We start from the raw sequence: 25,625 nt of genomic DNA, 5'->3' as shown, positions 1-25,625 counted from the left end.
ATCGACATGCTCAGGACCACCCCCCTCGCGACGGCACTCGGTCTTACCCTCAGTGCCACGGCGGCCTTCGCGGCGGCGGAGACCTACGCCCTGCCCGAGCCCACGGCGCAGCTGAAGGCTCCGCCGGATCCCTCCTACGCGACAGGGTTCGCGGCGGCGCAGGGCAACTGCACGACCTGCCACGCCCCCGACTACCTCGCCATGCAGCCCCCGAAGAAGGGACAGGCCTTCTGGGAGGCCGAAGTGACGAAGATGGTTAAGGTTTACCGCGCATCGATCGAGGACGCGGATGCCAAAGCCATCGCCGCCTATCTCAGCGCGACCTACTGAACGACTTGGTAGGGAGGAAAGCGATGACTGCCAGGACCGCCGGTCGCCTCGACGAGGGGGCCCGGCCCACTTCGCTGGCTCGCACGACCGGTAGCCTGCTGCCGGGGCTCGTCCTGTGCCTCGTCCTCACGGGGGCGTCGCAATGTCTGCAGGCCGGCGAGGAGCGCCTGACCGGCCACCCCTACGTGGAGGCGTTGGTGCTGGCCATCCTCCTGGGGACGGCGGTGCGCACCGCTTGGGTGCCGGGGACGCGGTTCAAGGCCGGGATCGCCTTCTCGGCCAAGCAGGTGCTGGAAGTGGCCGTCACCCTGCTCGGCGCTTCGGTGAGCCTCGGGGCGATCGTCGCCTCGGGGCCGGCGCTGCTGGCAGGCATCGTCGGCGCGGTGGCGATGACCATCCTGGCGAGCTGCGCCCTCTGCCGCGCGCTGGGCCTGCCGGTGCGCATGGCGCTGCTGATCGCCTGCGGCAACGCGATCTGCGGCAACTCGGCGATCGCGGCTGTGGCGCCGGTGATCGGGGCCGACAGCCGGGACGTGGCGGCCGCCATCGCGTTCACGGCGGTGCTGGGCGTGCTGATGGTGCTGGGCCTGCCGCTGTTCGTGCCGCTGGCCGGCTTCGGCGAGCACCAGTACGGGGTGCTGGCGGGGCTCACCGTCTACGCGGTGCCGCAGGTGCTGGCCGCGACCGTCCCGGTCGGCCCGCTCGCCACGCAGGTGGGCACGCTGGTCAAGCTCGTGCGGGTGCTGATGCTCGGCCCCGTGGTGGTGGCTCTATCGCTGATCGCGCCGCGCCTGCCGGCGGCGGGGGCGACAGGCAAGGCCGCCCCGGGCCGGCTCGGCTTCTTCAAGTTGGTGCCCTGGTTCATCCTGGGCTTCCTGGCACTCGCGACCCTGCGCTCGCTGGGCCTGATCCCGGATGGCGCGGTGGCGCCGCTGGCCCGGATCGCGGGTTTCCTCACGATCGTGTCGATGGCCGCGCTGGGCCTCGGCGTCGATGTGCGCGTGCTGGCGCAGGTCGGCGGCCGGGTGACGCTGGCGGTCACGGCCTCGCTCCTCGTGCTCCTGGCGATCGCGGTCCTGCTCATCCGCGGCCTCGGGATCGGCTAAGCGCGGCCGAGATCGAGGTCACTGTTGCCGTCGTAAAATCCACCAATGCCGCAAGTTGATTCGCCTTGCTGCGACTTCTGCTTTCGGGGACGTGTCGCATTCGGCTGAACGACCGGGATGGGCGCAAAGCCGAATGTCCGCTGTTCGGTGCAGACCAGCGTCAAACTCTTGCCTTGCGCCGTCTGCACCCCAATCTGGTGCAACATCAGCACGATCTGTTCCGTGCTCGGCCTCTGTCGTCGCTTTATCCCCAACTCCTCTGGCCCAAGCTGATCCTCTCAATCAGCCCGGTCCAAAGCCAGCCGGTCAGGTCAAGCGCCGCTACTGGACGACTCTGTTCCAACGTAAGCGGGGTGACCTATTCCGCAGGGCCTACGGGTGATGCTGGTCAGTCGGGATCACTACACTTAAGGCGCGTTTGGTCATGCCCCAAACCGACGTTCACCGCTCGATCCCGTGCTCGCGATTACGTTCCGGATCGGTGCGGCTGAGATGGCGCGCGAGCCGCGTCACCAGGCGGCGGACCGCCGGGACCGGAGCGCGGCTTAGCCGACGCCCGTAAGCGTCGATCAGGCGCCAGGCCGGCACCATCAAGTGTTCGACCCCGAGCCACGCCGCCGCCTCTCGTAGCGCCCGTGCCGCGCGCACCGCCCGGCCGACGTCGATCCCTGGGGCGACACGTTCGGGCAGCCCAAGCTCCCCGTCGCGCATGAACGCGACCCGGTCGGCGGCGTAGTCGACTACGTTGGCCTTCTCGCGATAGCCCCGCGCTTCCCGGAACAGCCGCTCAAGGATCATCGTGTCGGTGGCCGGCATCCGCGGATCCGCCTGGCGTTGTCGGCACAGGGCGTCGAGCCGGTCGCGCTCGACCACCACCCGCGCTTCATGCCGGTGCCGGGTCAGACCGACATAGACTTCACGCGCGTCGGTGCCGGCCCCAAGGTACACCACCGCCGCGGAACAAGTCCGGCCCTGCGCCGCATAAGCTGTACCAGCGTGAGCGTGTACGACCTTGGGGTGTGCCGGACGTTGGCCGAACCGGGGGACACGACGCAGCTCGTCCCACGCCACCTCGATCACCCGTCCGTCCTCCAACGCTAGGCGTAGATGCGCACTCCCATCCGGCTCTGCCGCGATCGCCTCGACCCGGGCGCGGGTACCGTTGCGCAGGCCGAGGTGCGGCAGGCTCTCGCCGAACCGGAGATGATCTCCGAGCGCGAGTGCGAGCGGTACCAGCCGATCCTCGCGGTCGCGCGCCGGTGGCATGATCAAGTCGGGGCCGAGCCGGCCCTCCGCCCGTAGCGTCGCCCGCGCCCGGGCGTTCAGTGCCGCTGCGTCGGCGTTGCGCCGGGTGACGATGAGCACGTCGTCACCGTAGCGCGCGCGCTGCTCGGTCCACGCCGCGATCACGCGCGTCTGTGCCGCCTCGGCGCTCGCGACCAGCTCGATCCTATGCTCGGCCGCGTAGGCGCGCAGGCCCGCCTCACTATCGCCGCGCGCCATCACCACCGAGGCGGCGCGCTGCCAGTCCACCGTCTGACGGCGCACCTCACCGAGCACCGCCGAACGCCCGACCACCTCGGCCACTGCCCGCAAGGCACTGGCGCCCGCGACCGAGGCGAGTTGCCGTCGATCGCCGATCAGCACGACCTTCGCCCCGGACGCCTGCGCCGCGCTCAACACAGCCTCCAGGTCGCGGGTCGACACCATCCCGGCCTCGTCGACTAGCATCAGGGTGTCACGATCGAGCGCTGCGGAGTCGGCCTGGGGCACGGCATCCGACCTCTCCGTCCTGGCGCGGTCGTGGCGCCAGCGCGCGATCGCCTGCGCCGGGATCCCGGTCGAGCGTCCGAGTTCATCGGCCGCGACCCAGGATGGCGCCAGACCGATCACGCGCATCCCGGAGGCGTGCGCGGCGGTGACCAGGACCGCGGCCGTCGTGGTCTTGCCGGTGCCGGCTCCGGCCTGGAGCAGCGACACCCCATCCGGGCCAGCTGCGTGGCGCACGGCTTCGGCCTGTTCCGCGCTGAGGCGACCGTCCCGGGCCAAGGCCGTCGCCACCGCTTCGGGGGCAATCCAGCTCCTTTCCAACGGGCGATCGGCGGCGCGCAGCATCGCCGCCTCGCAGACGGCGATGCTCGGGCTGGTCCAGCACGCGCTCGCCCCCGGCACCATCTCGGCGGCCGCCAGCGGCAGCAGCGTTCCGTCCCGCTCCATGCCGGCGAGCTCCGCCTCGACCACCCCGACGCCGAGGCCCTGCACGCCCGCGATCTCCAGGGCACGCTGGAGCAGATCCTTGCGCGTCACGACGCTCTCATGCCGGAACAGGGCCGAGGCGGCGCACGCCACCGGGCCGTCGCCGGGGATCTCGGGCGGGTCGAACGGGGGTTCGTGTTCCGCCGCGAGTGCGGCCGCGATCGCGAGGATGGGATCGAGTTCGGGATGGCGCGCAGCCACCCACGGATCGACCGCGCAGGCGGCGAGTTCGTCGTGCCAATGCGCCTCCAGCTCGGGGCCGGTCGGCAGCTCGTCCTTGCCCCGGCGGGTGGCGAGCGCGGCGACCTCGCGCTGGGCGGAGGTGGCACCGGCGCCGGCATAGGCGAGGATCTGCTCCGAGCGCTTAGAGAAGGCCGCCAGCAGCGCCTCGGGCGGTCCGGCAATCTCCCACTGCCCGCGCCCGGCCTCGCGGTAGCGCAGTCCGAACCGTTCCCGCAGGTCCTCCGCCAGGGCTGCGCGATACGCGGCACCGACCGCGAGCTGATAGGCGTAGAGTTGTTCGACCTCGATGGTCAAATGCGTCTGAGATTTGTACCGCCCAGCGCCTGCATTCTTTGGTGCTCCTGCGACGTTAATAAACACACAATGGGTATGAATATTTGGATCACCTTCCCGGGTCGTATAATGGTCGAAGCGACCGACGATCACATCGCTCGGGCGGTGCCGATCGACACCGCCCGCACCGGTCCGAACCGTGACCAGCCCCTCCGCCGCTACGAAGGCGAGCGCGCGCTCGACCGCGGCGCGGTGGGCCGCCTCGATCGCCGCACGTTGCTCGGGCGTTCCCGCCATCCACAGCACGGAGACGGATTTGCCCGGGGTCAGGGTGCAGTCCTGACCGGCCCAGTGACCCGCGCCGGCGCCGCGCACCAGCGGCTTGCCGGTGCCGGGATGATATCCGGCGCAGAGATCGCGGAACGAGGCGGCGTCGATCGCCGCGCCGTGGCGCACGACCGTCTCCCCGCTGCTCCACCACACGCCATCGCCATCCTTGGCATAATACTCGTCGCGCCGGTCCGGGCGCGCCTCACGCTGGTTATCGTTGGTGTAGTACAGCCCGGCCTCGGGGCCGGCCCCGAGCCGGTGCAGCGAGGCGGTCATCCCACCAGATCCGCCGTCGCATCGCGATCCCCGCCGTTCTGTCGGTAGCGACAGACCTTGGTCAGATCGATAGCCCCTGAAGGCGCGCCGAGTTCGTCTACGGTCTGAGCCATGTCGAGGATGGCGGCATCGATCCGTTCGGCACGCTCGATCAGCACCCGGTGGCGGATGGCAACCTCAAGGTGCTGTGCTACGCACTCGGCCGCCAATTCTTCGGCAGAACATCCCTGATCGGCTGCCATAGTGCTTAGACGGGCGGCGAGGGCGGCATCCAAGGTGAGGGTGAGCTTGATTTGGTCAGCCATCGGCGTACCTGCTGCGCGCGGAGCGAAGTCAGACGCCTGACACTTTCCCGGCCGATCGGCGAGGCGGGCGAGCCACCTTGGTTAACAGGGTGTCACTTCAGTGCGTGTGGTGTGATACTTCTGTCTTTGCTGCGCTCCTTACCGTACCGCTACCGTAAGATGCTGTATCGCTACCGCGGTTGCTGCGTCCTCCCGTACCTTAATGCGTTTTTACCGCGTTTGGGGGCATTGGTGTTTTTGTCGAGACCGGACGGCAACGCGGTGCATGCTACCTCCACCCCATGCCGAAGCCTCCACGCCTCGATCTTCGCCGCCTTGAACGGGACGTCGCCGACACCGCGCCGCGGTCCGATGGGCTCGCCCCTGGCGGTCGGCCGGCCACCGGGCTCATGGCTGTGGTGCGCGACAACCTGGACGCGCTCGTGGCGATGCAGGCCAGCGGCGTGACCTGGAACGCCATCGCGGCCGCCCTGACCAAGCAAGGCTATGCAACTGGTGATGGCCGCGACCTGACCGGTGCCCAGATCACCGGTATCGTGTCGAGTGTGCGCCGACAGGCGAAGCGCCGCGCGGCCAAGGCGGCGACCCGGCAAGGCCGTCCCGATCTCCTTACGCCGATGCAGGAACGCGGACCCGAGCGACGTCTCGGTCTCTCCGCCGATCTCGTCTCACAGACCCCGTCGCCAGATCTCTCCGCCTCGGATGCAGCCCGCACTGAGGAGGCCATCCGGCGCGAAAGCCTCGACAAGCTCCAGGACCTCCTGAAGCCAGCTATTTTGAAGAAGGGCTGACCCGATGTCCCGCATCCTCCTCGTGGTCCAAGACAAGGGCGGCGTCGGCAAGTCGATCATTGCCCGTGCGCTCGCCGAAGCGGTGCCTGAGTCACCTCTGATCGAGGTCGATGCCGCGCAGCGGCTCGTCGAGCTCAAGGACCGCGTCCGGTTCTTTCCCATGCGCGCCGACCGTGCCGCCATCGAGCGCACCGGCGGGCGGGCGGCCAGATCCGAGTTCGATCCCGTCATCACCGCGATGACCGCGGCGACCCTGCCCACCATCGCCGATATTGGCGCCAACACGTCCGCCAGCCTGCTCGCCCTGTTGACCGACCTTGCTCCGGACCTGAAGGAGGCCAGCGTCGAACTCGGCGTACTCGTCCTGGTGACCGCCGAGCCGGGTGCGCTAGCCGAAGCGCCGCGCCTGCTCAAACTCGCTGAGCCGTTTGCGTCGGTGCGCTTCGTGGTCGAGAATCGGTTGCGCGGCGAGGTCGACGCGAAGACCTTGGCCAAGATCGCCGACGGCGCGACGGTGACCGCATTGGCCGAACAGGTCATGGAAGAGAAGGCGGTCGAGATCCTTCAGGCTGGGGGCCTCGCCAGCATCCCGCAGCTCGATGCGGCCAAGTTGAACGACCGTCATGGTCTAGCGCTCGGCTCCCGCATCCGTCGCGACCTGACCCGCTTCCGCGCCGAGGCGATGGCGGCGGTCAAGCCCGCCGCCGAGTGGCTGGTCGGATGAGGCCGCCGGAGCCGACGCCCCGCCCGGCACGGGCCGGTCCCGATCTAGCGCTGCGGAAGGCGCGAGCGGAGGCCGCCGCGGCCGAGAAGGCCGTTGCGGCCGCGAGTGCCCAGCGCTTGAAAGAATGCCTGGCGCTCAAGGCAACTGAGCGTATCCGTCACCTCGACGATCCTGATCTCGTCCAAGCCGACCGGGTCACGCTGCGTCGCTCACTGGAGGCCAGCCTGGTGCCAGAGCGCCGCCGCATCCCGGTTCCCCGTCTCCTTAGGCGGGGGCAGTGGAGCCGTCATACGCGCTCCTTCCTGATCCGGGTCACCCTCTCGCCGCTGATGATCGGCCTCGTCGTCGTCGTCGGTCCCTGGCTCTACGTGTCGTGGCAGAACACGCGACCCCTCGCCACGATGACCCAACGGGGGCTCGTATCCTTCAGGCTGCCTGACGGACGGAAGGAGTACCTCGATCTGCCGAACGGCATGACGGCGACCGTGTTCGACCGATCGGCCGCCGAACCGGTGATCGGGGTGTGGTACCCACGTCTCGGCTACGCAACCGCGGCGGTGCCGCGAACATCGCTCCAGTTCTGGCGCTGACGCTCATGATTGGGTCGGTCCGACGGGCTGAGCGCCATCGAGCAGCCCCGTGAACCGGGTATCGTCGTACTTTGTCTTGCGCAGCTTGAGCGGGTCGGTGGTGTAGCGACCGGAGTTGAGGAACACGAGCGCGTTGTCTTGTGTCAGGGCGGCGAGCGCGGTCGGCGCGACCAGGTCCACAGAGACCGGAACGTCGTAGATGTCGGGTCCGCCGTTGCGGCCCGGACGCGGATCGGCCCCCGTCCAGGTGCCGAGCGCCTTGGACCATTTCTGTCGCTCCTCACCCTGAGCCTGTGACAGATTGAACAGCATCAGCGCCTCGGCTGTGCCGATAATCGTGTCCGCCCCGGTGCGGTCATAGAGTTCTTCGATCTGCGAGCCCGTCTGCCAGAACGTCCACAACGACATCCCATAGCCCGGCAACTCGCCGACCCCCCGGACGATCGCGTCGAAGGAGCCCAGCACGGCCGCCTCGTCGATGATCGCCACGATCCGCTCGGAGACGCGAGTTTCACGAATAGCGGCAAACAAATCGGCCAACAGCCATCTGACGAAGGGGGCGAGGATCAGGCGGCGGTTGTCGGCCGGCAGCACAACGTAGAGATCGGTGTCGCCTCGGCAGAGATCGCTCAGCTCAAAGGTGTGCTCGGTGACTACCAGCTGCATGCGCTCGTCGAGAGCCCAACTGAACACCTGTGCGGCCGTCGAAAGGATCGACCCGCGGGTACGATCATCGGGGGAATCGAGAATACCAATCGCGTCGCGTGATGCGGCGTCGATTCTGCCTTCTAGGGCAGCCCTCAGACGAGCGGGCTCGCGAAGCAATTCGGCCGCTTCGATGACGTCGTTGCGGCCGTTGCGGATCGACACGCTGAGCGCTGCGACGACGACTGAGACGGCGCGGTCCTTGAAGAACTCAGCACCGTCCGAGGATTGCACCCGGTCCGGCAACAATGCGCGCGCCATACTTTGCAGGTAGAGCACATCGTTGGCATCGCGGGCGAGCAACGGGTTCCAACGATCCCGGCCCTGCGCGATCCCTACCGGATCGATACAACGGACCCGGCGCCCAAGCGCCTCACGGCGACGGCGAACGGCGCGCACGACATCACCCTTCGGATCGACCACGACCACCGGGCCGGCCCATGCGCCGCGCTCCGGGAGGATCACATTGGGCAAAATCAGCCCGGAGGTCTTTCCCGATCTCGGTGGCGCGATGGTGACGAGGTTGCCCTCGACCTGGATGCGAACTGTCCCGCCTGTGTTGGGATCAATGCCGAGTTCCAGACCCCTGCGCATGCGGGCAAGATCCTTGGGGCCTGCCCAATCCGCGTTGCCATAGCGCTTCGAGTGATGCCGGATCGGAACGAGTTTGCCGCTGATCAGCACGATTACGATTGCCAAACCCGTAGCGGCGACGATCAGGTCAAGCGCAACGCGGCCGCCCCCAGGTAGGCTGTCCGATCGGCCAAGCGCCATGTGCGTGTAAGTTCTGCCGACCCGCTGGACGAAGACCATAACCTGCTCGGCAACAGTCGCGCCCTTAGGCGAAAACCAGGCACCCGGCGTCCCCGCCACAGCCGGCCACGCCGCCGGGTCAAGTCCATGCGTTGCAATGAAGGCAGCCGGGTACCCAGAAACTAAAGCAACTAAGAAAATGAGGCATATGCTAAGCAATTTCCACATAGATAATGGGCGCCCCAACATATTTCCTCTACATATCCTCAGACTAAATCTACAGTCGTTAGACAAATTATTAAGACTAGCTTAATACTAAGCTATCCGATTATCTATTTCTAGATTTTTATCGAGCTTTGTCTTTTGAAAATTGTTTGATCTCCAAGCATCATACATCTTTTTAGCGTATAAATCGTGGCCATCAATGTTTTTGAACATGTAATCAAGATCGTCTAGACAAAAGTTACGGACAAGTGTCAATATTTCACTTCTCGCTCTATCTTCTCCGTGATCGAATTCGTTTAGACGGGTTTGTTTATCTCTATCATTCAGTTTGAACTGTTTACTAATCGCCCTTTTTGCGTCTCCGACGGATGACACGGGATTAAATATCGCGTTTCCAGTTTCTTTGAAGTCATTTTCAGTGATAAAGCTTGAAATTTCCCCCATGCATCCCCCCAGAGCGAATGAAACGTAGGGCTTGGTTTCAGTTTCGAACTCTTCATTGTCCAACCTGACGACAGAGCCGCGCACTGAGCTAGCGTCATTTAGCACAACGCGCATCAGGGTTACGCTATTGACTGACATTTTATATTTTAGTGCCATCATATAATGTCCAGCTTCATGTAAGCAGACATGAAATGGCAAGCAATTTTTTATGTTATCATAGACATATGGACGCGATACCGCGGGATTTTCTCGATAAGCTAGCAAAAGATCGCTAACACTCATTTTTTCGATATTTTTCCTATCATTTTTTACCCAATCATTGAGCTTTTCTGCTATATAATTAAGCATTATTTAACATCCTGTTTTCGGATTACGAAATGCCAATTTATCGAATCGATGGGAAAGTCAGACGAAACAGGTATTCTACAGTGATTTACAATCTGTGATTTTGTACACATCGAGCTAGACCTATCAAGCAACTAGCACTGAATTAAATAGAAACTTCGGCACATGGCTAACACGTTGCGAGGACAAACTCCGCCATTCGGGCATGTCGCCTTAAGGTCAGGTCAGAAGCTGCAATGGTCTGTCGAAGACCCTTTAGTCTTATTCGACAGGACTGCGGATTAGTCCGAAGGAAATTGTTCGCACCGGCTCTCAAGCCGTTCAGAAACAGCTCTCGGTCAGACCTGAAAAATGAAGCCAAATGGCGGGCAGGACGCCACAGGTTAGCCGTCGTCACTCTGGGTGGGGCGAATTGATGGACCCAGGGTCAGCTTTCCCGTCTCATGCGCCGGCAACCGGACCGACCGGTTTCGGCCAGATTGGGTCATTCACCCTGACATCATTCGGTCTGGGGAACAGCGAAACATCAGCCCAATCCCAGCTTGCAGTCCGTAGCACATCCCTGTACGACAACGCAGCTGCGACGCTGTTTTGTACTGCCGTATCAGCAACTTACGCAGGCTGTCGCTTAGGTGAGAATCCTGGCGCCCCAGCCAAGCCTTCGCTAAGCCATTGATTTGATTGCATTCGGCTCCCAGCCGCTTCGGCGGCCAGGCCGATTGTACGCAGAGCTGTTGCACGCGCTTGTCCACAGGGGCAGGCCGTTGACGATTTGTTCTAACGTGTACCGGCGTGGGGCGGTATACTGGTGGCGCAGGCGATTCCGTTGCGATGAGCGGACACGACCCTCTGGTGCCCCGGTTAGGGGGAAGTCCACCATGGTCGCTCTGAGCCTGGGCATTACCGACCCAGCGGGTGCTCGCACACTCGGCTGGGGGCTCAACGCGGAAAGCCTCCGCGTCCGGGATGATCCCGCCATGCAAACGATCACGCAAATTCGCGACCATCTCCGGGCTTACGTCGATCGGGAGCGAAGTGCGCGGATCGCGCGCTTGCAGCGCGACCTCAATCCACCGCGCGCGCCTCTCATCGGCGACTGGTCCACGCTCATGGAGAAACGGGAACGGGAGTATCGGATCTTTGGACGCCTGCAGACGCTGGCGGCAGAGGAAGGCTTCGAAGCAGGGTACGACAGCGAACTCGATGCCCGCCTGAAGCGGGAAGGCTTCAGCCTGACGGAGCGCGGGGCTATCCGACGGCGCATCGAGAACGGTTACCTGCGCGATCTCGGTCGCCCAGACGAGACCGGTCGGCTCACGCCACCGCGGGCTTATCTTCAGACCATGCTGACCAGCATGAACGAGCCTGTGACGGAGGCCGGCCTCAATCGCTGCCTGCGTGGCCTCGCGGCGCTCTCCGGCCATGTCTCACGCGAATTCGCCTCGACCTATGCCGAGGCGCGGGCGGATCCACGGGAGGCCTGGGCCAATCTGTCAGCGATGCGTGCAAAGGGCGAAGTACCCCGCGACACATTGGGCTGGGCCAAGTCGGACTTCGACGGCGCTGACAGCTTCGAATGGGGCGACTTCGAAGTTGACGTCCCTACCCCGTCGCAGCAGGCGATGGACGATGACGAGAGATCTAACGCTCGCCAAACCGAGCCTGCATCCTCTCGGACACTCGAACAAGATGCTATGCCCAGCAGGCGAGACCAGACCTCCGCCGCGCCGACGCCTCCTCATCAAACGGACAGCGCTTCGCCTGAGCAGGCCTCAGAAACCCTTGGCACTACGTCAGTGAATGAAGGTCGGAACCCGGTTGAGAACGCGACCATCGGCACCGAGGTTCTCGACCAAGAAAGCTCAAATTGTAACGACAATCAAACTGAGACGACCTCTGCCGAAAAGACAAATTCTCTCATGGAAATCGTCGAAGAGCTCATCGGCCACAAAGGTAAGACGTGGGACGAGAAGACCCAGCGTCAGCATCGGGCCGTCTCCAAGATGCTGGGCGCTATCGCGGGGACTGACGATCTGGGAGAGATCAAACACGCCCATTGCGTCGCCTATATCCAGAATCTCTCGAACTTGCCGAAGTCCTACGGCAAAAGCCAACGGGATGCGGAACTCTCGATCGTGGATCTTCTCGAACGTGGGCAGAGGTTACGGGCTTCTGGACAGGCCGAGAAAGTCGGGCTCAGTCCTGCGACGGTCAACCGGCATATCACACAGCTTTCGACTATTTTGAAGTACTGCCGCGCCAATCAGCGTCCGATCGGAGAAGTGGAACTCTTACGCGACTTTCGCCTGATCGACCCCCAACGGGATGGCGACAAGCGACCTGCCTTCGAGGTTGAAGATGTCGAGCGGCTCTTCGCGCATCCCGTCTGGACGTCGACGACGTCCGAGGTGGATATGCGGCAGATCGCAAGCCGACAGCAGATTTTCGCGGCCGTCTATTGGCTGCCGCTTCTCGGCTACTACACCTGCGCACGCTTGTCGGAGCTGACCTATCTCGAGATCGACGACGTTGATGTGACGCGGGGCACGCTTAGGATCAGGCCAACCCGCAGACGGCGTCTCAAGAATGCGGTGTCACAGCGAACTCTGCCGATCCATCCCGAACTTATTCGGCTCGGCTTCCTCGATTTTGTGCAGAGACGGTCGGGAAAACGAACGGACCTGATTTTTTCGGAGATTGAACAGCTTGGTGAAAACACCCCACTGTCGAACTTGTTTGACAAGCGCTGGAGCGTCGTCCTGGACGAAGCCGTGCCGTCGGCACGGGAAGAAGGAAAAACGTTTCATTCTTTCCGGCACTTCGGCAACATGGAAATGATCTTAGCCCTTGTCCTCGATCCGATACGCGAGTCGATGATGGGTCACGAGGGCGCCACAGTGAATTCGCGCCACTACAAAAAGACACTCAAGCCCGAGAAGCTTCAAACTGCTATCGCTGCCATACCGGAGGTCACGCGGAGCTTGATCGCGTACGACTGGTCGCTGATGGAGAAGGCGCTCATGGAAGACCCGCCGAAATCAAGAGCAGCACGACCTTGTGAGGCGCGACGTCCGACATCCGGCGGATCACCCCGGCATGCTTCACGCAAGGATCGCATCATCGTGCCTGGACGTTCGCCACGTTCTGTCGAACCCCGCTCAGAACCACGCCGCAAACTGAAAAACACGACCTAACCGACTATGGATCGGGTCCGCTTAAGTGTGTCCTTCGTCCGAAGCGGACATTCTGCAAAGCGCCCATCCCAGTCATTTAGATGGCTTCGACGACGTCCCATAAGCGGACGCTACCGGCCTCGGTTGGTCATTCGCATAAGGGCAGGCTACGGAACGGTATGCCGCGGTCGGGCTTGCGTTCATCTGGGCACCCGTCCCCAAAACGGTTATCTATGCCGCCCCGAAGACAAGGTTCACGATTGCGTTCGGTCATCGGGTACGACGCCGACGCAACAGCGACCTAGCGTGCCGGTTGAAGAAAGACAGCGAACGGGTCGGCGTCCCTCAAGGCTCATGGCCTTCGACGATCCGGTGTTAGCCGGTCGTACCCGACGTGTAAGCTCAGAGTAGCGGGAGAACGTCATCGATTTAACGGGATAAGCCGTTCGAGATATGCACCCACTAAGGTGCCCTAAAACTTCGATCAGTGAGGGATTATGAACGCCAAACCCGCGTCGGACCTGCTGCGGCGCCCCGGTCCCCCTGAGCCCGTCCCCCACGTCGATCCACCCCGGGCGTCCGACCCGCGCTTCACCGACGTGGTGCCCCACCACGCCCGCCTCGTCTCGCTCTACGATCAGGCCGTCTTCAGCGAGGGGCCGACCTGGTGGCCCGCCCGGGACATATTGGTCTGGTCGGACGTCGAGGGGCGTCGAGTTCTCGGTTGGCACGCCGACGGCTGCGTGCGGGTCGTTATCGACGCCACCCCGTTCATCAACGGCAACACGGTCGACCGGGACGGCAACCTCGTCCATTGCGAGCACGGCAACCGCCGCCTGTCACGTACGACCCCGGACGGACGCTACGAGGCCCTGGTCGAGACCTACGAGGGCCGCCGCTTCAACGCGCCGAACGACGTGGTCTGCGCCGCCGACGGCGCCCTCTGGTTCACCGATCCAGCCTACGGCCTGCGCCTACCCAGGCAGGGGGTGTTGGCGGCGTCCGACCTGGGCCATCACAGCGTCTACAGATTTGACCCGGCGGACGGTTCCGTCAGGCGCGTAGCCGATCTCGGCCAACCGAACGGGCTGGCCTTCTCGCCGGACGGGCGCACCCTGTACGTCAGCGACACCTCCCGGACCGAGGGCGGCGACGGACATACGATCCACGCCTACCCTGTCATGGACGACCAAACCCTAGGCGAACAGCGGGTCTTCGCCGAGATCGAGCCCGGTATCCCAGATGGCTTTCGCGTGGACCATCGCGGCTGGATCTGGACGAGTTCGGAAGCAGGGGTCCAGGTCCTCTCCGCGGAGGGGCATCGTCTCGGACTGATCCCTACGCCCCAGGTATGCTCCAACCTCTGCTTTCCCCCGGAGCAGGAACGGCTGTTCATCACGTCTAAACAGCACCTTTACGCCCTGGACCTCGCCGTTCGGTAGATCGGGATTGGATCACGGCATCGTCAGAACGCTTCGGAAACTCCTAGGAACCTGGCTTCCCACGCAAAGTTGGCACCGCACGAAGGAAGCTGTGTGCCGGTGCACGCAGGTTCCGTTTCACGCCGCCCCGACCACGTTCGCGTAGCGGGCGGCGCCGATGTCCATCGCCGAGGACCCGCCATGGCCGAAGCCGTCGCCGACTTTTTCTGGAAACGCCTGGCCGAGTGGGGGGTGAAGAAGATCTTCGGCTATCCCGGCGACGGCATCAACGGCCTGCTCGGCGCCCTCCAGCGCAACGACCTGCCATTCGAGTTCATCCAAGTCCGCCATGAGGAGATGGCCGCGTTCATGGCCGCGGCCTACGCCAAGTTCACCGGCGAGGTCGGCGTCTGCATGGCGACTTCCGGTCCCGGCGCGACGCACCTGCTCACCGGGATGTACGACGCCCATCTCGACCACGTGCCGCTTCTCGCCATCTGCGGGCAGCAGGCGCGCAACGTCAACGGCGCCCACTACCAGCAGGAATTCGACCTGACGAGCGTCTTCAAGGACGTCTCGGCCTACGTGCAGCAGGCGTCCTCGCCCGCGCAGGTCCGCCACATCGTCGACCGCGCCATGCGGATCGCCAAGGCCGAGCGGAAGGTCTCGGCCATCATCCTGCCGAACGACCTACAGGATGTTCCCTACGAGGCCCCCGTCCACAAGCACGGCAACACCTTCTCCGGTGTCGGCTACACCGCCCCGAAGGTCGTACCATTCGATGCCGATCTGCGCCGCGCCGCCGATGTGCTGAACGCCGGCAAGAAGGTCGCGATCCTGGTCGGGGCAGGCGCCTTGCACGCCACCGACGAGGTGATCGCCGTCGCCAATAAGCTTCAGGCCGGCGTCGCCAAGGCCCTCCTCGGCAAGGCAGCTCTCCCCGACGACCTGCCTTTCGTGACCGGCACCATCGGCCTGCTCGGGTCCAAGCCCTCGTCGGACATGATGGAGGATTGCGACACCCTCCTGATGATCGGTTCCGGCTTTCCCTGGGCCGAGTTCCTGCCGAAGGAGGGGCAGGCCCGCGGTGTGCAGATCGACATCTCTCCGGAGATGCTGTCGCTGCGCTATCCAATGGAGGTGCCGCTGTGCGGCGAGTCCGCCGAGACCTTGCGCGCCCTGCTGCCGCTGCTCGACCAGAAGAAGGAGGGCGGCTCCTGGCGTACCGGTATCGAGAAGGGGATGGTTTCCTGGTGGAAGGAGGCGGAGGATCGGGCCATGGCCAAGGCCAACCCGGTCAACCCGCAGCGCGTCACCTGGGAACTGTCGCCGCGGATGCCCGAGCGGGCGATCATCACCTCGGATTCCGGCTCCTGTGCCAACTGGTTCGCCCGCGACTTGAAGATGCGCCGCGGCCAGATGTGCTCGCTGTCTGGAGGCCTCGCCTCTATGGGCGCGGCGGTCCCCTACGCCATCGCCGCAAAGGTGGCCCATCCCGACCGGCCGGTCATCGCCCTCGTCGGCGATGGTGCCATGCAGATGAACAACATGGCCGAGCTGATCACGGTGGCGAAGTACCGGCACCGCTGGTCGAACAAGACCTGGATCTGCTGCGTGTTCAACAACGAGGACCTGAACCAGGTGACCTGGGAGCAGCGGGTGATGGAGGGCAACCCGAAGTTCGAGGCGAGCCAGACCATCCCGAACGTGCCCTACCACAAGTTTGCAGAGCTGATCGGCCTGAAGGGCATCTACGTCGACGATCCGGAGCGCATGGCGGCAGCCTGGGACGAGGCGCTGGCGAGCCCGGTGCCAGTAGTGCTGGAGGTGAAGACCGACCCCGAGGTGCCGCCGCTGCCACCGTTCTTCACGCTCCAGCAGGTGCAGAACTTCATGTCGATGCTGGGCAAGGGCGACCCCAAGGAGCGCCACCTCCTCGTCGACACCGCGCGTCAGGTGCTGAGTTCCGTCCTACCCGGCAGCAAGTAGGACGGGTTCCGCGGCATGCGTGACGATCCGAAGATCGGAACGGTGCGGGTGCAAGCCTACACCGTTCCCACCGACGCGCCGGAGGCGGACGGTACCTTCGCCTGGGACAAGACGACCATCATCGTCGTCCATGTCGAGGCGGGTGGTGAGACCGGCCTCGGCTACAGCTACACCGACGCCAGTGTCGCGCACTTGATTGTAGGGACGCTCGCATCGCGTCTTACCGGGTTGTCCGCTTTCGACATCGCGCGGGCCAATGCCGTGCTGTGGGGTGCCGTGCGGAACCTCGGGCGCTCCGGGCTCGCGGCCACGGCGATCTCGGCATTGGACACCGCCTTGTGGGACCTCAAGGCACGCCTCCTCGACGTATCCCTAGCGAGCCTGTTCGGGCAGGCGCGAGAATACGCGGAAATCTACGGAAGCGGCGGCTTCACGAACTACGACGACCGGCATTTGCGCGAGCAGCTCGCCGGGTGGGTCGAGCGGGATGGCTGCCGGGCGGTGAAGATGAAGGTCGGCAGCGCTCCCGAGTGCGACCCGGCACGCATGGCGGTCGCGAAGGCGGCCATCGGTGATGCAATGCTGTTCATCGATGCCAACGGCGCTTTCACCCCGAAGCACGCCATCGGCGTCGCGCAGGTCGCGGAGCGGTTCGGCGTCACGTGGTTCGAGGAGCCCGTGTCCAGCGACGATCCCACGGGCATGGCTTCCGTCCGTGCCTCGGCGCCCGCCGGCATGGAAATAGCCGCGGGCGAGTACGTCTATACTTTGGACGATTTGCGTGGGCTGCTCGATGCGGGGGCGGTCGATGTGGCCCAGGCGGACGTGACCCGCTGCGGCGGTTACAGCAGGTTCCTGAAAGTAGCGGCCCTGTGCGAGGCGACGCATTTGGACCTGTCCGGCCATTGCGCCCCCGCCCTACACCTCCCGGTGGCCGTTGCAGCTCCCCGCTTCCGACACCTCGAATGGTTCCACGACCACGTCCGCATTGAGCGGATGCTGTTCGACGGGGCACCCGTCCCGCGCGATGGGGTGATCACCCCCGACCTGACCCGGCCGGGCCACGGCCTTACCCTCAAGACCCGGGATGCCGATGCCTATGCCGTCTGACCGCGCCTCCCAATCGCCGGGACGACGTGCCGCCGGCCTCAAGCGTCGTGTCGCACCTGTCCGTGTCGAGGCGGCCGTCCACCCGGTGGTGGTCCTGGCCGCAGTGGCGGCGGGGGCCGGTTTGCTGACTTGGTTCGCGGCCGGGCGTTCCAAGCCCCTAGGGCCCGCTGCCGGCGGTCGCAGCTACAGCCCTCGGGCGCGCGAAGTCACCGCGAGCGCGGCGCAGCGCCTGAACCACGCCTCGACGATGCTCGCCGCCTCAGTGTTGTTCGATTCCGGCCTGGAGCACTACCGCGGCCAGTTCTTCAACCGGGCGATGTACATGCCCATCGTCGTGTCCAGCGTCACCCTGGCGGCGTCCCTGCACGGGGCTGGCGACACCGATACCGGCAGCTCCCGCGTCCGGCACGGGGTGCAGGCGCTCGCTGGCCTGACAGGGCTGATCGGCTTTGGCTTCCACGCCTACAACGTCGGCAAACGCGAGGGTGGGTACTCCTTCCAGAACCTGTTCTACTCCGCACCCATCGGCGCGCCGATGGCGCTGACGCTGGCCGGTCTGCTCGGGGTCGTCGCCGAGCGCGTCCGCGACGCCGACCCCGCCGAGCCCCGCCTCGCCGGTCTGCCGGCGGGGCGTTCCCTTGCAGTCGCCACGGCGGGTATGCTCGCCGGCACGACCTTGGAAGCCGGGCTGCTGCACTTCCGCGGCGCCTTCCAAAACCCGGCGATGTTCGTTCCCGTCACCCTGCCGCCGCTCGCCGCCGCCCTTCTCGTTCGGGCCGCGACCAAGCCGGAGGGAGCGAGCCAGGTCGGTGCCAAGTGGGGGATGTGGGCCGTCTCGGCGATGGGCGTCGGCGGCGTCGCGTTCCACGCTTACGGCGTCGCCCGGATGATGGGCGGCTGGGCCAACTGGCGCCAGAACCTCATCGACGGGCCGCCGCTGCCAGCCCCGCCGTCCTTTTCGGGGGTGGCGCTCGGGGGGCTCGCGGCCCTCGAACTCATCGAGCGCAGCCGCTTCCGCTTTTGAGCCGAGAGATCATTATGCGTTCGAGACTGGACCTTTATCCGGGCTACGACGTGCTCGCGAAGCGCGACGGCCCGTCCTGGAACGCCAAGACCCGCGAGGTCCTAGAGGAACGGCTCGCCATCGGACCCGAGACGCGCCGCTTCTTCAACGATATCGAATGGTCGACGATGACAGCGCTGGCCGAGCGGATCGTGCCGCAACCTGCCGACCGGACGGATCGAGTTCCTGTAGCAGCCCTCGTGGACCATAAACTTGCGACCGATACCCGCGACGGCTACCGCAACGCCGAACTGCCCGGGGAGCGTGATGCGTGGCGCCTGGGGCTGAAGGCCCTTGATGCCGAGGCACAGGCACGGTTCGGGACACGCTTCCACGAACTCGGCGCCTGGGCGCAGGACGAGCTTCTGAAGCTCGCCGAGAAGGGCGACCTGACCGGCGCGGTTTGGGAGGGCATGCCCTCGAAGCTGTTCTTCCACCAGCGCATCCTCGCCGACGTGGTCAAGGCGTACTACGCCCACCCCACCTCCTGGAACGAGATCGGCTGGGGCGGCCCGGCAAGCCCGCGCGGCTACGTCCGCATGGATTTCGACCGCCGCGACCCCTGGGAGGCCGCCGAGGCCAAGCCCGGCCGCGAGGACGAGGCCTACCAAGAGAACCTCCGGGTCGGCCGGTAAGGATTCCCCTACGATGCGCATCCCCGGCCTCGGCAACGCCGCCGACAACCCCAAGCACGCCACGCCCGGCGACGACCCGGAGCACCATCCCCGCGCCCGCGACGGTCGCGCCCCCAACGTCATGCGGATCGGCGAATGGGTGCCGATGCGCCAGCACCGGGACGAGGAGGAGGTCGACTTCGCCATCGTCGGCACCGGGGCGGGCGGCGGAACCTTGGCCTGTCGGCTCGCGGAGGGCGGCCTCTCGGTGGTGGCCTTCGATGCCGGCCCATATTTCCGGCCGCTGGAAGATTTCGCCTCGGACGAGAGCCATCAGTCCAAGCTCTACTGGACGGACGAACGCATCGTCGACGGCGAGAACCCGCTGCAGATGGGCTCGAACAATTCCGGCAAGGCGGTGGGCGGCTCGACCGTGCACTACGCCATGGTGGCCCTGCGCTTTCGACCGGAGTGGTTCAAGACCCGTACCCTGATGGGCTACGGCGCCGATTGGCCGCTCGATTGGCGGGAGATGTGGCACTACTACGATCAGGTCGAGGACGACCTGAAGATCTCCGGCCCGGTCTCCTATCCCTGGGGGCCGCACCGGCGGCGCTATCACCGCCGCGCGCATGAGATCAATGCGGCCGCCAAGGTTCTAGCCCGGGGCGCCGAGGCGATGGGCATCGAATGGACGCCGACGCCGCTCGCCACCGTCTCCGCTCCCCACGGCGACGCGCCTCCTTGTGTCTACCGTGGCTTCTGCACCCTCGGCTGCTCCACCAACGCCAAGCAGAGCGTGCTGGTGAGCTACCTGCCGCGCGCCCTGAAGGCGGGTGCCGAGATCCGCGACCTTGCCATGGTCGGGCGGATCGAGACGAGAAACGGGCGCGCCACCGGCGTCCATTACTTCCGCGAGGGGCGCTGGCGCTTCCAGCGGGCCAAGAACGTCGTAGTGGCGGGCTACGCCATCGAGACGCCGCGGCTCCTCCTGAATTCGGCGAACCAGGAGTTCCCGGACGGACTCGCCAACTCCTCGGGCCTCGTCGGCAAGAACCTCATGGTCCAGGGCAACCAAGCGGTCTGGGGCGTCTTCGACGAGGAGATCCGAAGCTACAAAGGTCCACCCTCGCTCGCCATCAGCGAGCATTGGAACTACGATGACAAGGGTTACGGCCCCTTCGCCAAAGACTTCTTCGGCGGCTATTCGTACATGAGCCAGGGGCCACTGCCGCAGCTCTGGGCCAACACTCAGGCCTCCGCGCACGGACTTTGGGGCGAGGCGCTGGTGGCCGAGATGCAGCGATACAACCACGTCGCCGGGCTGAAGGTCGTCTCCGAGTACATGCCGCAGGAGCGCAACCGGGTGACGCTCGCGGACGTGAAGGATCAGTACGGGCTGCCTGTGGCGCGCATCACCTACTCCTGGTGCGAAAACGACAAGGCGTTGAACCGGCACGCGCTCAAGTTCATGCGCCAGGCCTTGGTGGCCGCGGGCGGCCGCGAGGTCTGGGACCAGGGCGACGATACCTGTCACCTGAACGGCACCGCCCGGATGGGGTCCGACCCGCGGACCTCCGTGGTCGATGCCGATTGCCGCTCCTGGGACATCCCGAACTTGTACGTCTGCGACGGTTCGGTCTTCCCGACGGTTGGGGGGGTCAATCCCTCGCTCACGATCCAAGCGGTCGCGTTACGTACGGCGGACCAGATACTCGCGAGGAGGCGGTGACAGGCTTCGCGTGTCGGTGACGCAAATTCATACGCCGGTGATGGCTACGCGCCGAACTATAGTTACGGTTGCCGGGCCTAGGGCTACGGTTACTGAGGCATTGCGAAGTCAACAGAGGTTCGGAGCCAAACCGTCAGTCTAGAAAGGAAAGAAGCGACCGACAGCCCCTCGGTCGCCTCCTTCGTATGTAGATGGGGCCATCGTTCTGATAGTTTGCGCCAGGAGACCTGCGACCGTCCATCGCTAACGCGGGTGATCCGATGCCCGCCTTTCCCGAAAAACACGCCTTCAATCGTCGGCGCGTACCGGAGGCGAAGTCAGCTTGCGCCGCAACTCCTCCAACGCCTCATCGCCCTTCCCGAGGTCCAGGCCCATGTCCCTGAGGACCTCCCCCACTTTCGTGAACTGTACGTCCCGGTAGGCGACGATCTCCAGGTGGTTGCCCCAGGGGTCGAGGAAGTTGAATGGGCGGTCCAGGACCGTCGCACCCGCACTTTCGGCGAGCTCCATCACATTCCCGCGGTCGTCGACGACAAGCCCGAATGCCGGTCCGTGTCGGCCGGCTGTTCCCGCCCGGCGGTCAGGGCGAGGAACTGGTCGCCCATGTCGAGGAAGGCCATGACAGTGCGCCCCGCCTCGTCCTCATGGGTGCCCCGGAGCTCGAACGAGAACACGGCCCGGTAGAACCGGAGCGCATCCTCGATGTCGCCGACCTCCAAGGCGACGTGGTTCAGGCCGACGAGACGGGGCTTCGAGGCGGTCATGAACTCATCTCCCGGATGAATGCCGGATGCACGCCCGCGCGTCGTCGACGGCGCGTCGCCGAACGCAAGGCGCCGTCGACCTGGGCGGCGGAATAGGGCTTCCGAACCAGGTCGAAGCCGTGGCTGTCGTCCTGCGCCAGCACGTGGCTGTAGCCGGACGACAGGACCACCGGCAGCCCCGGATGGGTCACCCTGAGGCGCTTGGCGAGCTCCAGGCCGCCCATGCCCGGCATGACGACGTCCGAGAAGACCGCGTCGAAGCGGGACGGTGCAGTCTCGATCTCCGCGAGCGCTGCCTCCGCGGTCTGCGCCAGGGTCGTGCCGTAGCCCAGATCGTCCAGGATCTGCGTGCAGAAGCGCCCGATCTCCACGTTGTCCTCGACCACCAGGATGCACCGGTCCCTTTCGTCGGCATGCGCGTCGTCGGGCACGGCGTCCTCGACGACGTCCATGACCGCCTCATCGGCCTGTGGCAGGTAGAGCGTGAACGTGGTCCCGCGGCCGACGACGCTCGCGACATCGACGTCGCCGCCGGACTGCTTGGCGAAGCCGATCACCTGCGAGAGGCCCAGGCCCGTGCCCTTGCCGACCTGCTTCGTCGTGAAGAACGGCTCGAAGATGCGGGCCACGTTCTCCGACGCGATCCCCGAGCCAGTATCGCTCACGCCGAGCGTCACGAACGGCTTCGACAGGCCCGCGTGGCCGCGGATCGCCGGCTTCTCCCTGCCGCAGGACAGGGCCAGGGTCAGCGTGCCCTCGCCGTCCATCGCGTCGCGGGCGTTCACGGCGAGGTTGACGATAGCGGTGTCGAACTGGCTGGCGTCGGCCCGCACGAAGCAGGCACATTCGGGCTTGGTGCTCACGACGCGGATGCGGGCACCCGTCAGGGTGTCCAGCATGGTGGCGAGGCCGGCGAGCCGGGAGCCGACGTCGAAGGTCTCAGGCATCAGCGGCTGCCGCCGGGCGAAGGCGAGGAGCTGCCCGGTGAGCTTCGCCGCCCGGTCCACGGTGTCGGACACGGCGTCCATGTAGCGAACACGCCGTTCCTCCGGCAGGTCCGGCCTGCGCAGGAAGTCGACCGACGACCGGATGATGGTCAGGAGATTGTTGAAGTCGTCCGCCACGCCGCCGGTGAGCTGCCCGATGGCCTCCATCTTCTGGGCCTGGATGAGGGCATCCTGCGTCTGCGCGAGGTCGCGGGTCCGCTCCTCGACCCGCCGTTCCAGAGCCTCGTTCATGTCCTGGAGGGCGTCCCGCAACCGACGCTCGCCGACGGCGCGCCGCTCGACGTCACGGGCCAGGCGGACGGCGAGCGCGGCAAGGCAGATCGCGAGCACGGTGACGAGGAGCGCGGTCCCGGTCTCGGCCTCCAGCAGGTTCGAGCGGACCGCGTAGATCTGGAGCGCGCCGAGCAGAAGTGGCGCGATCACGACAGCCGGCAGGAGGAGGCGCGCGACCTCCCCGCCGCGGAGCACGGTCGCGACCCAAGGCCCGTGCGGCCTGGAGAGCAGCACCCCGGCCGACAGCAGGCCCAAGGTCAGGGCGGTGAGCAGCGACATGCGCGAGTAGGGGCCGCCTTCATGGAAGGCGCCGACCCCATACACGTAGCCCAGGGCTCCGACGGCGGCCGCCGCAAAGGACACGAGCGCCGCCGCCACGCCGATGCGGGCGAAAGCCCGACGTCGGGCATCGCCGAGGATGATGCCGGCCGCGGCACCCAGGATGCAGGCCACGGTCGCGAGCGACATCCCGTTGTCCGGCCCGAGCGGCCCTGAGACGAACCGCTGCAGCCAGTCGTCGAGCCGGAAACCGTGGGGAACGGCGTACTGGATGCCTCCGCCGGCAGACAACGCAACCGCGACGACGGCGAGCCAGCGGCCCACACGCCTGTCGACCTCTCGCCCCTCGGGCTGGGCCGAGAGCAGCAACGAGACCGACAGAACCAGCACCACAAGGGCAGTCAGCACCACCATCGGCGCCTCGCCCGGGAGGATGGTCGTCAGGAGAGGCAGTCGAAACGCCCAGCCGGCGGCCACGGTCAGCGAGACCGCGATGCCGATGCAGGCAAGCGCCCGGGATATGGTCCGCGCCTTCGCGGCGGGCCCCGCCGCAACCGTATCCGCTGCCTGTCGAGCCACCTGAGCCAACTATGATCTCGTCCTGATGCCTGGCCGAGGGTGAACGCGCCGACCGGCGCGGCGTTCTCCGTTGTGCGATTCCGGCGCCGGGCACTGCTAGGTCTCAACCAATGCGTCAGGGGAGATGATTCTCCCACCGTCATCGGGGAGGCAAACGCAGGGTGCCGCGGGCGTCGTGCCCGGGAAGTCCCTGCGGGAGGGGCCCCGGGTTTACGGCCGGGCATCGCCTGTGCCGCACGTCGGATCACCGGGCGTGGGCGGGGCGCAGAGACCAGCGAGCGAGTAGATCGCACATCTCCCGGCGGGTTCGCCGGGCTTGTCCATCGTCACCTCCAGGGCCATTCACCCACCACGGGGCGAGAATGACCATCCTCCCGAGGGAACTACATGCACGTCCGTCCATCAGGGTAGCGGCCGCGATCCGGAACGACGGAAGGTTGGGGTCCGTTGGGTCGCAGGACCAAAACGGACCGGACCTAGCCCATGCGACTTTCGAAAATGCCTTCGCTGCTCGTAGTCCCGGCGCTCATGCTGGCGGGAAGCGTGGCGCCCAGCGCGTCCGAGGAGGCGAAACCGTCACCCCCGCCGGTCGCCGGTGGCCGACCACCGCTCGCTGGTGCGGCAGCCCCGGGGAAGGCCGCGACGCAAGCGGTCACCGATCCGATGGCCGTACCGCCGTCCGAGCGCGCGCCTGGCGCCGTGAACGTGCCTGATGGAAATGGAAAGACGTCATCCGATCCCCGACGCTGAGGCGTCGGAAGCCACGAGCCGCGCTCGCAGTTGAGCCTAGCCTTGTACGTCGGTCATGACGCCGTTACCGGCCACGTCCGAGGCGACCGAACCCGGGGCGGGCGCGCCGACCAGCGGTGCAGTGACATCGGTGCCGAGGACGGTGGCCGCGGTCAGCCCGGTGGATTGCATCTCATTCCGCGGGGCATCGATCCAAAGGCCGGTGCCGACCAGCAGGGCGGTGCAGGCGGCCAGCGCGTACAGGAGGGTCGTCAGAAACTTCATGACGTCCTCAGGTAAGGTCAAGCTCGAATGTTCCGAGGGGGGCTTCGGGCCAGGACGGGCCATCCGCAGTCGAGGACGGCCCGCCCCGGTGACGAGGGCTACTTCGGCATCAGGACGCTGTCGATGACGTGCACGACGCCGTTCGACTGGTTGACGTCAGCCTGCTCGACGATGGCCCCGCCGCCCTTCTGGTCGATCAGCGCCAGCCGGTCGCCATCCATCTTCACGGTCAGCACCTCGCCCTCGACCGTCTTCAGGTTGGCATCCGCTCCCCCCATCTTCGCCTTGGCCATCAACTCCTTGGCGTCGAGCTTGCCCGGCACGACGTGGTAGGTCAGCACCTTCTTGAGGTCGGCCTTCATGTCCGGCTTCATCAGCTTCTCGACCGTGCCGGCCGGCAGCTTCTTGAAGGCGTCGTTGGTCGGCGCGAAGACGGTGAAGGGCCCCTTGCCGTTGAGGGTGTCGACCAGGCCGGCCTCCTTCACGGCGGCGACCAGGGTCGTGAGGTTGCTCGCCTTGGACGCGTTCTCGACGATGGTCTTGCTGGCCATCATCGGCGCGCCGCCCACCATCGGGGAATTCTCCGCGAAGGCAGGCGCCGCGGCAGCCATGCCGGCTGCGAGGAGGACGGCGGTGAGGGTGATGCGTGTCATCAACAGTCTCGCTTGCGTTGTCGAGGCTCGTTCATCGAGGCCCGTGACGCCGCTACGGGACGACGGAAGCGGAAGTTTCAAAATCAACATTACAAATAGTTCATCGTTGAACCACTGTAGCGGGCTCGACGTGGGCCGCACTATCCCATGGCCGCCTTGGCTCTCCCCGTTCTTGCAGACTGGCACTGACTTTTCATTCTAATACGAGACCATAATCAGCGAATTTGTAACGGGCACCTCGCCGATTTTTCTGAACGT

22 protein-coding genes are annotated in these 25,625 nt (G+C 65.5%); 12 read left to right on the top strand and 10 right to left on the bottom strand.

Features of this window, described 5'->3' with window-relative positions; genetic code table 11:
* Nucleotides 1-6: 6 nt before the first annotated feature.
* Nucleotides 7-330, top strand: a complete 324-nt coding sequence (gene sorB, locus AAHF99_RS15955; RefSeq protein ID WP_342165434.1) for a SorB family sulfite dehydrogenase c-type cytochrome subunit — start codon at nucleotides 7-9, stop codon at nucleotides 328-330.
* A gap of 23 nt (nucleotides 331-353) precedes the next feature.
* Entirely contained in the window at nucleotides 354-1,436 is a 1,083-nt protein-coding gene (locus AAHF99_RS15950) for a YeiH family protein (protein WP_342165432.1), read from the top strand.
* Here AAHF99_RS15950 and AAHF99_RS15945 read toward each other — a convergent pair.
* The 3 genes from AAHF99_RS15945 to AAHF99_RS15935 all read right to left on the bottom strand — a co-directional run bounded on the left by AAHF99_RS15945 (nucleotide 1,433) and on the right by AAHF99_RS15935 (nucleotide 5,119).
* On the bottom strand, nucleotides 1,433-1,648 hold the full coding sequence (locus AAHF99_RS15945) for a hypothetical protein (RefSeq protein ID WP_342165431.1): 216 nt from the start codon (nucleotides 1,646-1,648) through the stop codon (nucleotides 1,433-1,435). The genes AAHF99_RS15950 and AAHF99_RS15945 overlap by 4 nt on opposite strands.
* A 229-nt stretch (nucleotides 1,649-1,877) precedes the next feature.
* On the bottom strand, nucleotides 1,878-4,814 hold the full coding sequence (gene mobF, locus AAHF99_RS15940) for a MobF family relaxase (RefSeq protein WP_342165430.1): 2,937 nt from the start codon (nucleotides 4,812-4,814) through the stop codon (nucleotides 1,878-1,880).
* Nucleotides 4,811-5,119, bottom strand: a complete 309-nt coding sequence (locus AAHF99_RS15935) for a hypothetical protein (RefSeq protein WP_342165429.1) — start codon at nucleotides 5,117-5,119, stop codon at nucleotides 4,811-4,813. Before AAHF99_RS15935 ends, mobF begins: the two co-directional genes overlap by 4 nt.
* A gap of 389 nt (nucleotides 5,120-5,508) precedes the next feature.
* On the opposite strand from AAHF99_RS15935, the gene AAHF99_RS15930 reads away from it, so the two are divergent.
* From AAHF99_RS15930 to AAHF99_RS15920, 3 genes are read left to right on the top strand one after another with little or no spacing between them, the layout of a single operon-like run.
* Entirely contained in the window at nucleotides 5,509-5,910 is a 402-nt protein-coding gene (locus tag AAHF99_RS15930) for a hypothetical protein (protein ID WP_342165427.1), read from the top strand.
* A gap of 4 nt (nucleotides 5,911-5,914) precedes the next feature.
* On the top strand, nucleotides 5,915-6,634 hold the full coding sequence (locus tag AAHF99_RS15925; protein WP_342165425.1) for a P-loop NTPase family protein: 720 nt from the start codon (nucleotides 5,915-5,917) through the stop codon (nucleotides 6,632-6,634).
* Nucleotides 6,631-7,224, top strand: a complete 594-nt coding sequence (locus AAHF99_RS15920; RefSeq protein ID WP_342165424.1) for a hypothetical protein — start codon at nucleotides 6,631-6,633, stop codon at nucleotides 7,222-7,224. Before AAHF99_RS15925 ends, AAHF99_RS15920 begins: the two co-directional genes overlap by 4 nt.
* Before the next feature lie 3 nt (nucleotides 7,225-7,227).
* Here AAHF99_RS15920 and AAHF99_RS15915 read toward each other — a convergent pair whose 3' ends face one another.
* The gene (locus tag AAHF99_RS15915; protein WP_342165422.1) at nucleotides 7,228-8,742 is read right to left on the bottom strand and encodes a type IV secretory system conjugative DNA transfer family protein; all 1,515 of its coding nucleotides are present in this window, start codon (nucleotides 8,740-8,742) and stop codon (nucleotides 7,228-7,230) included.
* A 255-nt stretch (nucleotides 8,743-8,997) separates the two neighbouring features.
* The gene (locus AAHF99_RS15910; protein WP_342165420.1) at nucleotides 8,998-9,699 is read right to left on the bottom strand and encodes a hypothetical protein; all 702 of its coding nucleotides are present in this window, start codon (nucleotides 9,697-9,699) and stop codon (nucleotides 8,998-9,000) included.
* Between the two features lie 875 nt (nucleotides 9,700-10,574).
* On the opposite strand from AAHF99_RS15910, the gene AAHF99_RS15905 reads away from it, so the two are divergent.
* The 7 genes from AAHF99_RS15905 (at nucleotide 10,575) to AAHF99_RS15875 (ending at nucleotide 20,798) form a co-directional block, all read left to right on the top strand.
* On the top strand, nucleotides 10,575-12,890 hold the full coding sequence (locus AAHF99_RS15905) for a tyrosine-type recombinase/integrase (RefSeq protein WP_342165419.1): 2,316 nt from the start codon (nucleotides 10,575-10,577) through the stop codon (nucleotides 12,888-12,890).
* A gap of 476 nt (nucleotides 12,891-13,366) precedes the next feature.
* Entirely contained in the window at nucleotides 13,367-14,311 is a 945-nt protein-coding gene (locus tag AAHF99_RS15900; protein WP_342165418.1) for an SMP-30/gluconolactonase/LRE family protein, read from the top strand.
* Nucleotides 14,312-14,491: 180 nt separating this feature from the next.
* Entirely contained in the window at nucleotides 14,492-16,279 is a 1,788-nt protein-coding gene (locus AAHF99_RS15895; protein ID WP_342165417.1) for a thiamine pyrophosphate-requiring protein, read from the top strand.
* A 15-nt stretch (nucleotides 16,280-16,294) separates the two neighbouring features.
* Nucleotides 16,295-17,389, top strand: coding sequence for an enolase C-terminal domain-like protein (locus tag AAHF99_RS15890; protein ID WP_342165416.1), 1,095 nt, complete (start codon nucleotides 16,295-16,297; stop codon nucleotides 17,387-17,389).
* Nucleotides 17,379-18,413 carry a hypothetical protein gene (locus tag AAHF99_RS15885; protein WP_342165415.1) on the top strand — a complete coding sequence of 345 codons (1,035 nt, stop codon included), beginning with the start codon at nucleotides 17,379-17,381 and terminating at the stop codon, nucleotides 18,411-18,413. Before AAHF99_RS15890 ends, AAHF99_RS15885 begins: the two co-directional genes overlap by 11 nt.
* A 14-nt stretch (nucleotides 18,414-18,427) precedes the next feature.
* Nucleotides 18,428-19,087, top strand: a complete 660-nt coding sequence (locus tag AAHF99_RS15880; protein ID WP_342165414.1) for a gluconate 2-dehydrogenase subunit 3 family protein — start codon at nucleotides 18,428-18,430, stop codon at nucleotides 19,085-19,087.
* Between the two features lie 13 nt (nucleotides 19,088-19,100).
* The gene (locus AAHF99_RS15875; RefSeq protein ID WP_342165412.1) at nucleotides 19,101-20,798 is read left to right on the top strand and encodes a GMC family oxidoreductase; all 1,698 of its coding nucleotides are present in this window, start codon (nucleotides 19,101-19,103) and stop codon (nucleotides 20,796-20,798) included.
* 288 nt (nucleotides 20,799-21,086) lie between these two features.
* Here the strand turns inward: AAHF99_RS15875 and AAHF99_RS15870 are convergent, their stop codons facing one another.
* The 5 genes from AAHF99_RS15870 to AAHF99_RS15850 all read right to left on the bottom strand — a co-directional run bounded on the left by AAHF99_RS15870 (nucleotide 21,087) and on the right by AAHF99_RS15850 (nucleotide 25,367).
* Nucleotides 21,087-21,308 (bottom strand): hypothetical protein, encoded by a 222-nt coding sequence (locus tag AAHF99_RS15870; protein WP_342165411.1) that lies wholly within the window; start codon nucleotides 21,306-21,308, stop codon nucleotides 21,087-21,089.
* Nucleotides 21,308-21,562, bottom strand: coding sequence for a VOC family protein (locus AAHF99_RS15865; RefSeq protein ID WP_342165410.1), 255 nt, complete (start codon nucleotides 21,560-21,562; stop codon nucleotides 21,308-21,310). Before AAHF99_RS15865 ends, AAHF99_RS15870 begins: the two co-directional genes overlap by 1 nt.
* Nucleotides 21,559-23,709, bottom strand: a complete 2,151-nt coding sequence (locus AAHF99_RS15860; protein WP_412759898.1) for an ATP-binding protein — start codon at nucleotides 23,707-23,709, stop codon at nucleotides 21,559-21,561. The genes AAHF99_RS15865 and AAHF99_RS15860 overlap by 4 nt, the downstream gene beginning before the upstream one ends.
* A gap of 777 nt (nucleotides 23,710-24,486) precedes the next feature.
* Nucleotides 24,487-24,714 (bottom strand): hypothetical protein, encoded by a 228-nt coding sequence (locus AAHF99_RS15855; protein WP_342165408.1) that lies wholly within the window; start codon nucleotides 24,712-24,714, stop codon nucleotides 24,487-24,489.
* 98 nt (nucleotides 24,715-24,812) lie between these two features.
* Complete coding sequence (locus AAHF99_RS15850; RefSeq protein ID WP_412759897.1) at nucleotides 24,813-25,367, bottom strand: fasciclin domain-containing protein; 555 nt, start codon at nucleotides 25,365-25,367, stop codon at nucleotides 24,813-24,815.
* Nucleotides 25,368-25,625 lie beyond the last annotated feature (258 nt).

Source organism: Methylobacterium litchii (genome assembly GCF_038442315.1).
GTDB lineage: Bacteria > Pseudomonadota > Alphaproteobacteria > Rhizobiales > Beijerinckiaceae > Methylobacterium > Methylobacterium litchii.
This window is presented reverse-complemented; position numbering and strand designations above follow the sequence as displayed.

What these genes read in the sequence shown, in the direction of transcription:
- AAHF99_RS15920 (WP_342165424.1), top strand. Translation starts at nt 6,631, where the DNA reads ATGAGGCCGCCGGAGCCGACGCCCCGCCCGGCACGGGCCGGTCCCGAT.
- AAHF99_RS15930 (WP_342165427.1), top strand. Translation starts at nt 5,509, where the DNA reads ATGGCTGTGGTGCGCGACAACCTGGACGCGCTCGTGGCGATGCAGGCC.
- AAHF99_RS15900 (WP_342165418.1), top strand. Translation starts at nt 13,367, where the DNA reads ATGAACGCCAAACCCGCGTCGGACCTGCTGCGGCGCCCCGGTCCCCCT.
- AAHF99_RS15935 (WP_342165429.1), bottom strand. Translation starts at nt 5,119, where the DNA reads ATGGCTGACCAAATCAAGCTCACCCTCACCTTGGATGCCGCCCTCGCC.
- AAHF99_RS15885 (WP_342165415.1), top strand. Translation starts at nt 17,379, where the DNA reads ATGCCGTCTGACCGCGCCTCCCAATCGCCGGGACGACGTGCCGCCGGC.
- mobF (WP_342165430.1), bottom strand. Translation starts at nt 4,814, where the DNA reads ATGACCGCCTCGCTGCACCGGCTCGGGGCCGGCCCCGAGGCCGGGCTG.
- AAHF99_RS15890 (WP_342165416.1), top strand. Translation starts at nt 16,295, where the DNA reads ATGCGTGACGATCCGAAGATCGGAACGGTGCGGGTGCAAGCCTACACC.
- AAHF99_RS15925 (WP_342165425.1), top strand. Translation starts at nt 5,915, where the DNA reads ATGTCCCGCATCCTCCTCGTGGTCCAAGACAAGGGCGGCGTCGGCAAG.
- AAHF99_RS15870 (WP_342165411.1), bottom strand. Translation starts at nt 21,308, where the DNA reads ATGGAGCTCGCCGAAAGTGCGGGTGCGACGGTCCTGGACCGCCCATTC.
- AAHF99_RS15915 (WP_342165422.1), bottom strand. Translation starts at nt 8,742, where the DNA reads ATGGTCTTCGTCCAGCGGGTCGGCAGAACTTACACGCACATGGCGCTT.
- AAHF99_RS15950 (WP_342165432.1), top strand. Translation starts at nt 354, where the DNA reads ATGACTGCCAGGACCGCCGGTCGCCTCGACGAGGGGGCCCGGCCCACT.
- AAHF99_RS15850 (WP_412759897.1), bottom strand. Translation starts at nt 25,367, where the DNA reads ATGACACGCATCACCCTCACCGCCGTCCTCCTCGCAGCCGGCATGGCT.
- AAHF99_RS15875 (WP_342165412.1), top strand. Translation starts at nt 19,101, where the DNA reads ATGCGCATCCCCGGCCTCGGCAACGCCGCCGACAACCCCAAGCACGCC.
- AAHF99_RS15895 (WP_342165417.1), top strand. Translation starts at nt 14,492, where the DNA reads ATGGCCGAAGCCGTCGCCGACTTTTTCTGGAAACGCCTGGCCGAGTGG.
- sorB (WP_342165434.1), top strand. Translation starts at nt 7, where the DNA reads ATGCTCAGGACCACCCCCCTCGCGACGGCACTCGGTCTTACCCTCAGT.
- AAHF99_RS15865 (WP_342165410.1), bottom strand. Translation starts at nt 21,562, where the DNA reads ATGACCGCCTCGAAGCCCCGTCTCGTCGGCCTGAACCACGTCGCCTTG.
- AAHF99_RS15910 (WP_342165420.1), bottom strand. Translation starts at nt 9,699, where the DNA reads ATGCTTAATTATATAGCAGAAAAGCTCAATGATTGGGTAAAAAATGAT.
- AAHF99_RS15880 (WP_342165414.1), top strand. Translation starts at nt 18,428, where the DNA reads ATGCGTTCGAGACTGGACCTTTATCCGGGCTACGACGTGCTCGCGAAG.
- AAHF99_RS15855 (WP_342165408.1), bottom strand. Translation starts at nt 24,714, where the DNA reads ATGAAGTTTCTGACGACCCTCCTGTACGCGCTGGCCGCCTGCACCGCC.
- AAHF99_RS15905 (WP_342165419.1), top strand. Translation starts at nt 10,575, where the DNA reads ATGGTCGCTCTGAGCCTGGGCATTACCGACCCAGCGGGTGCTCGCACA.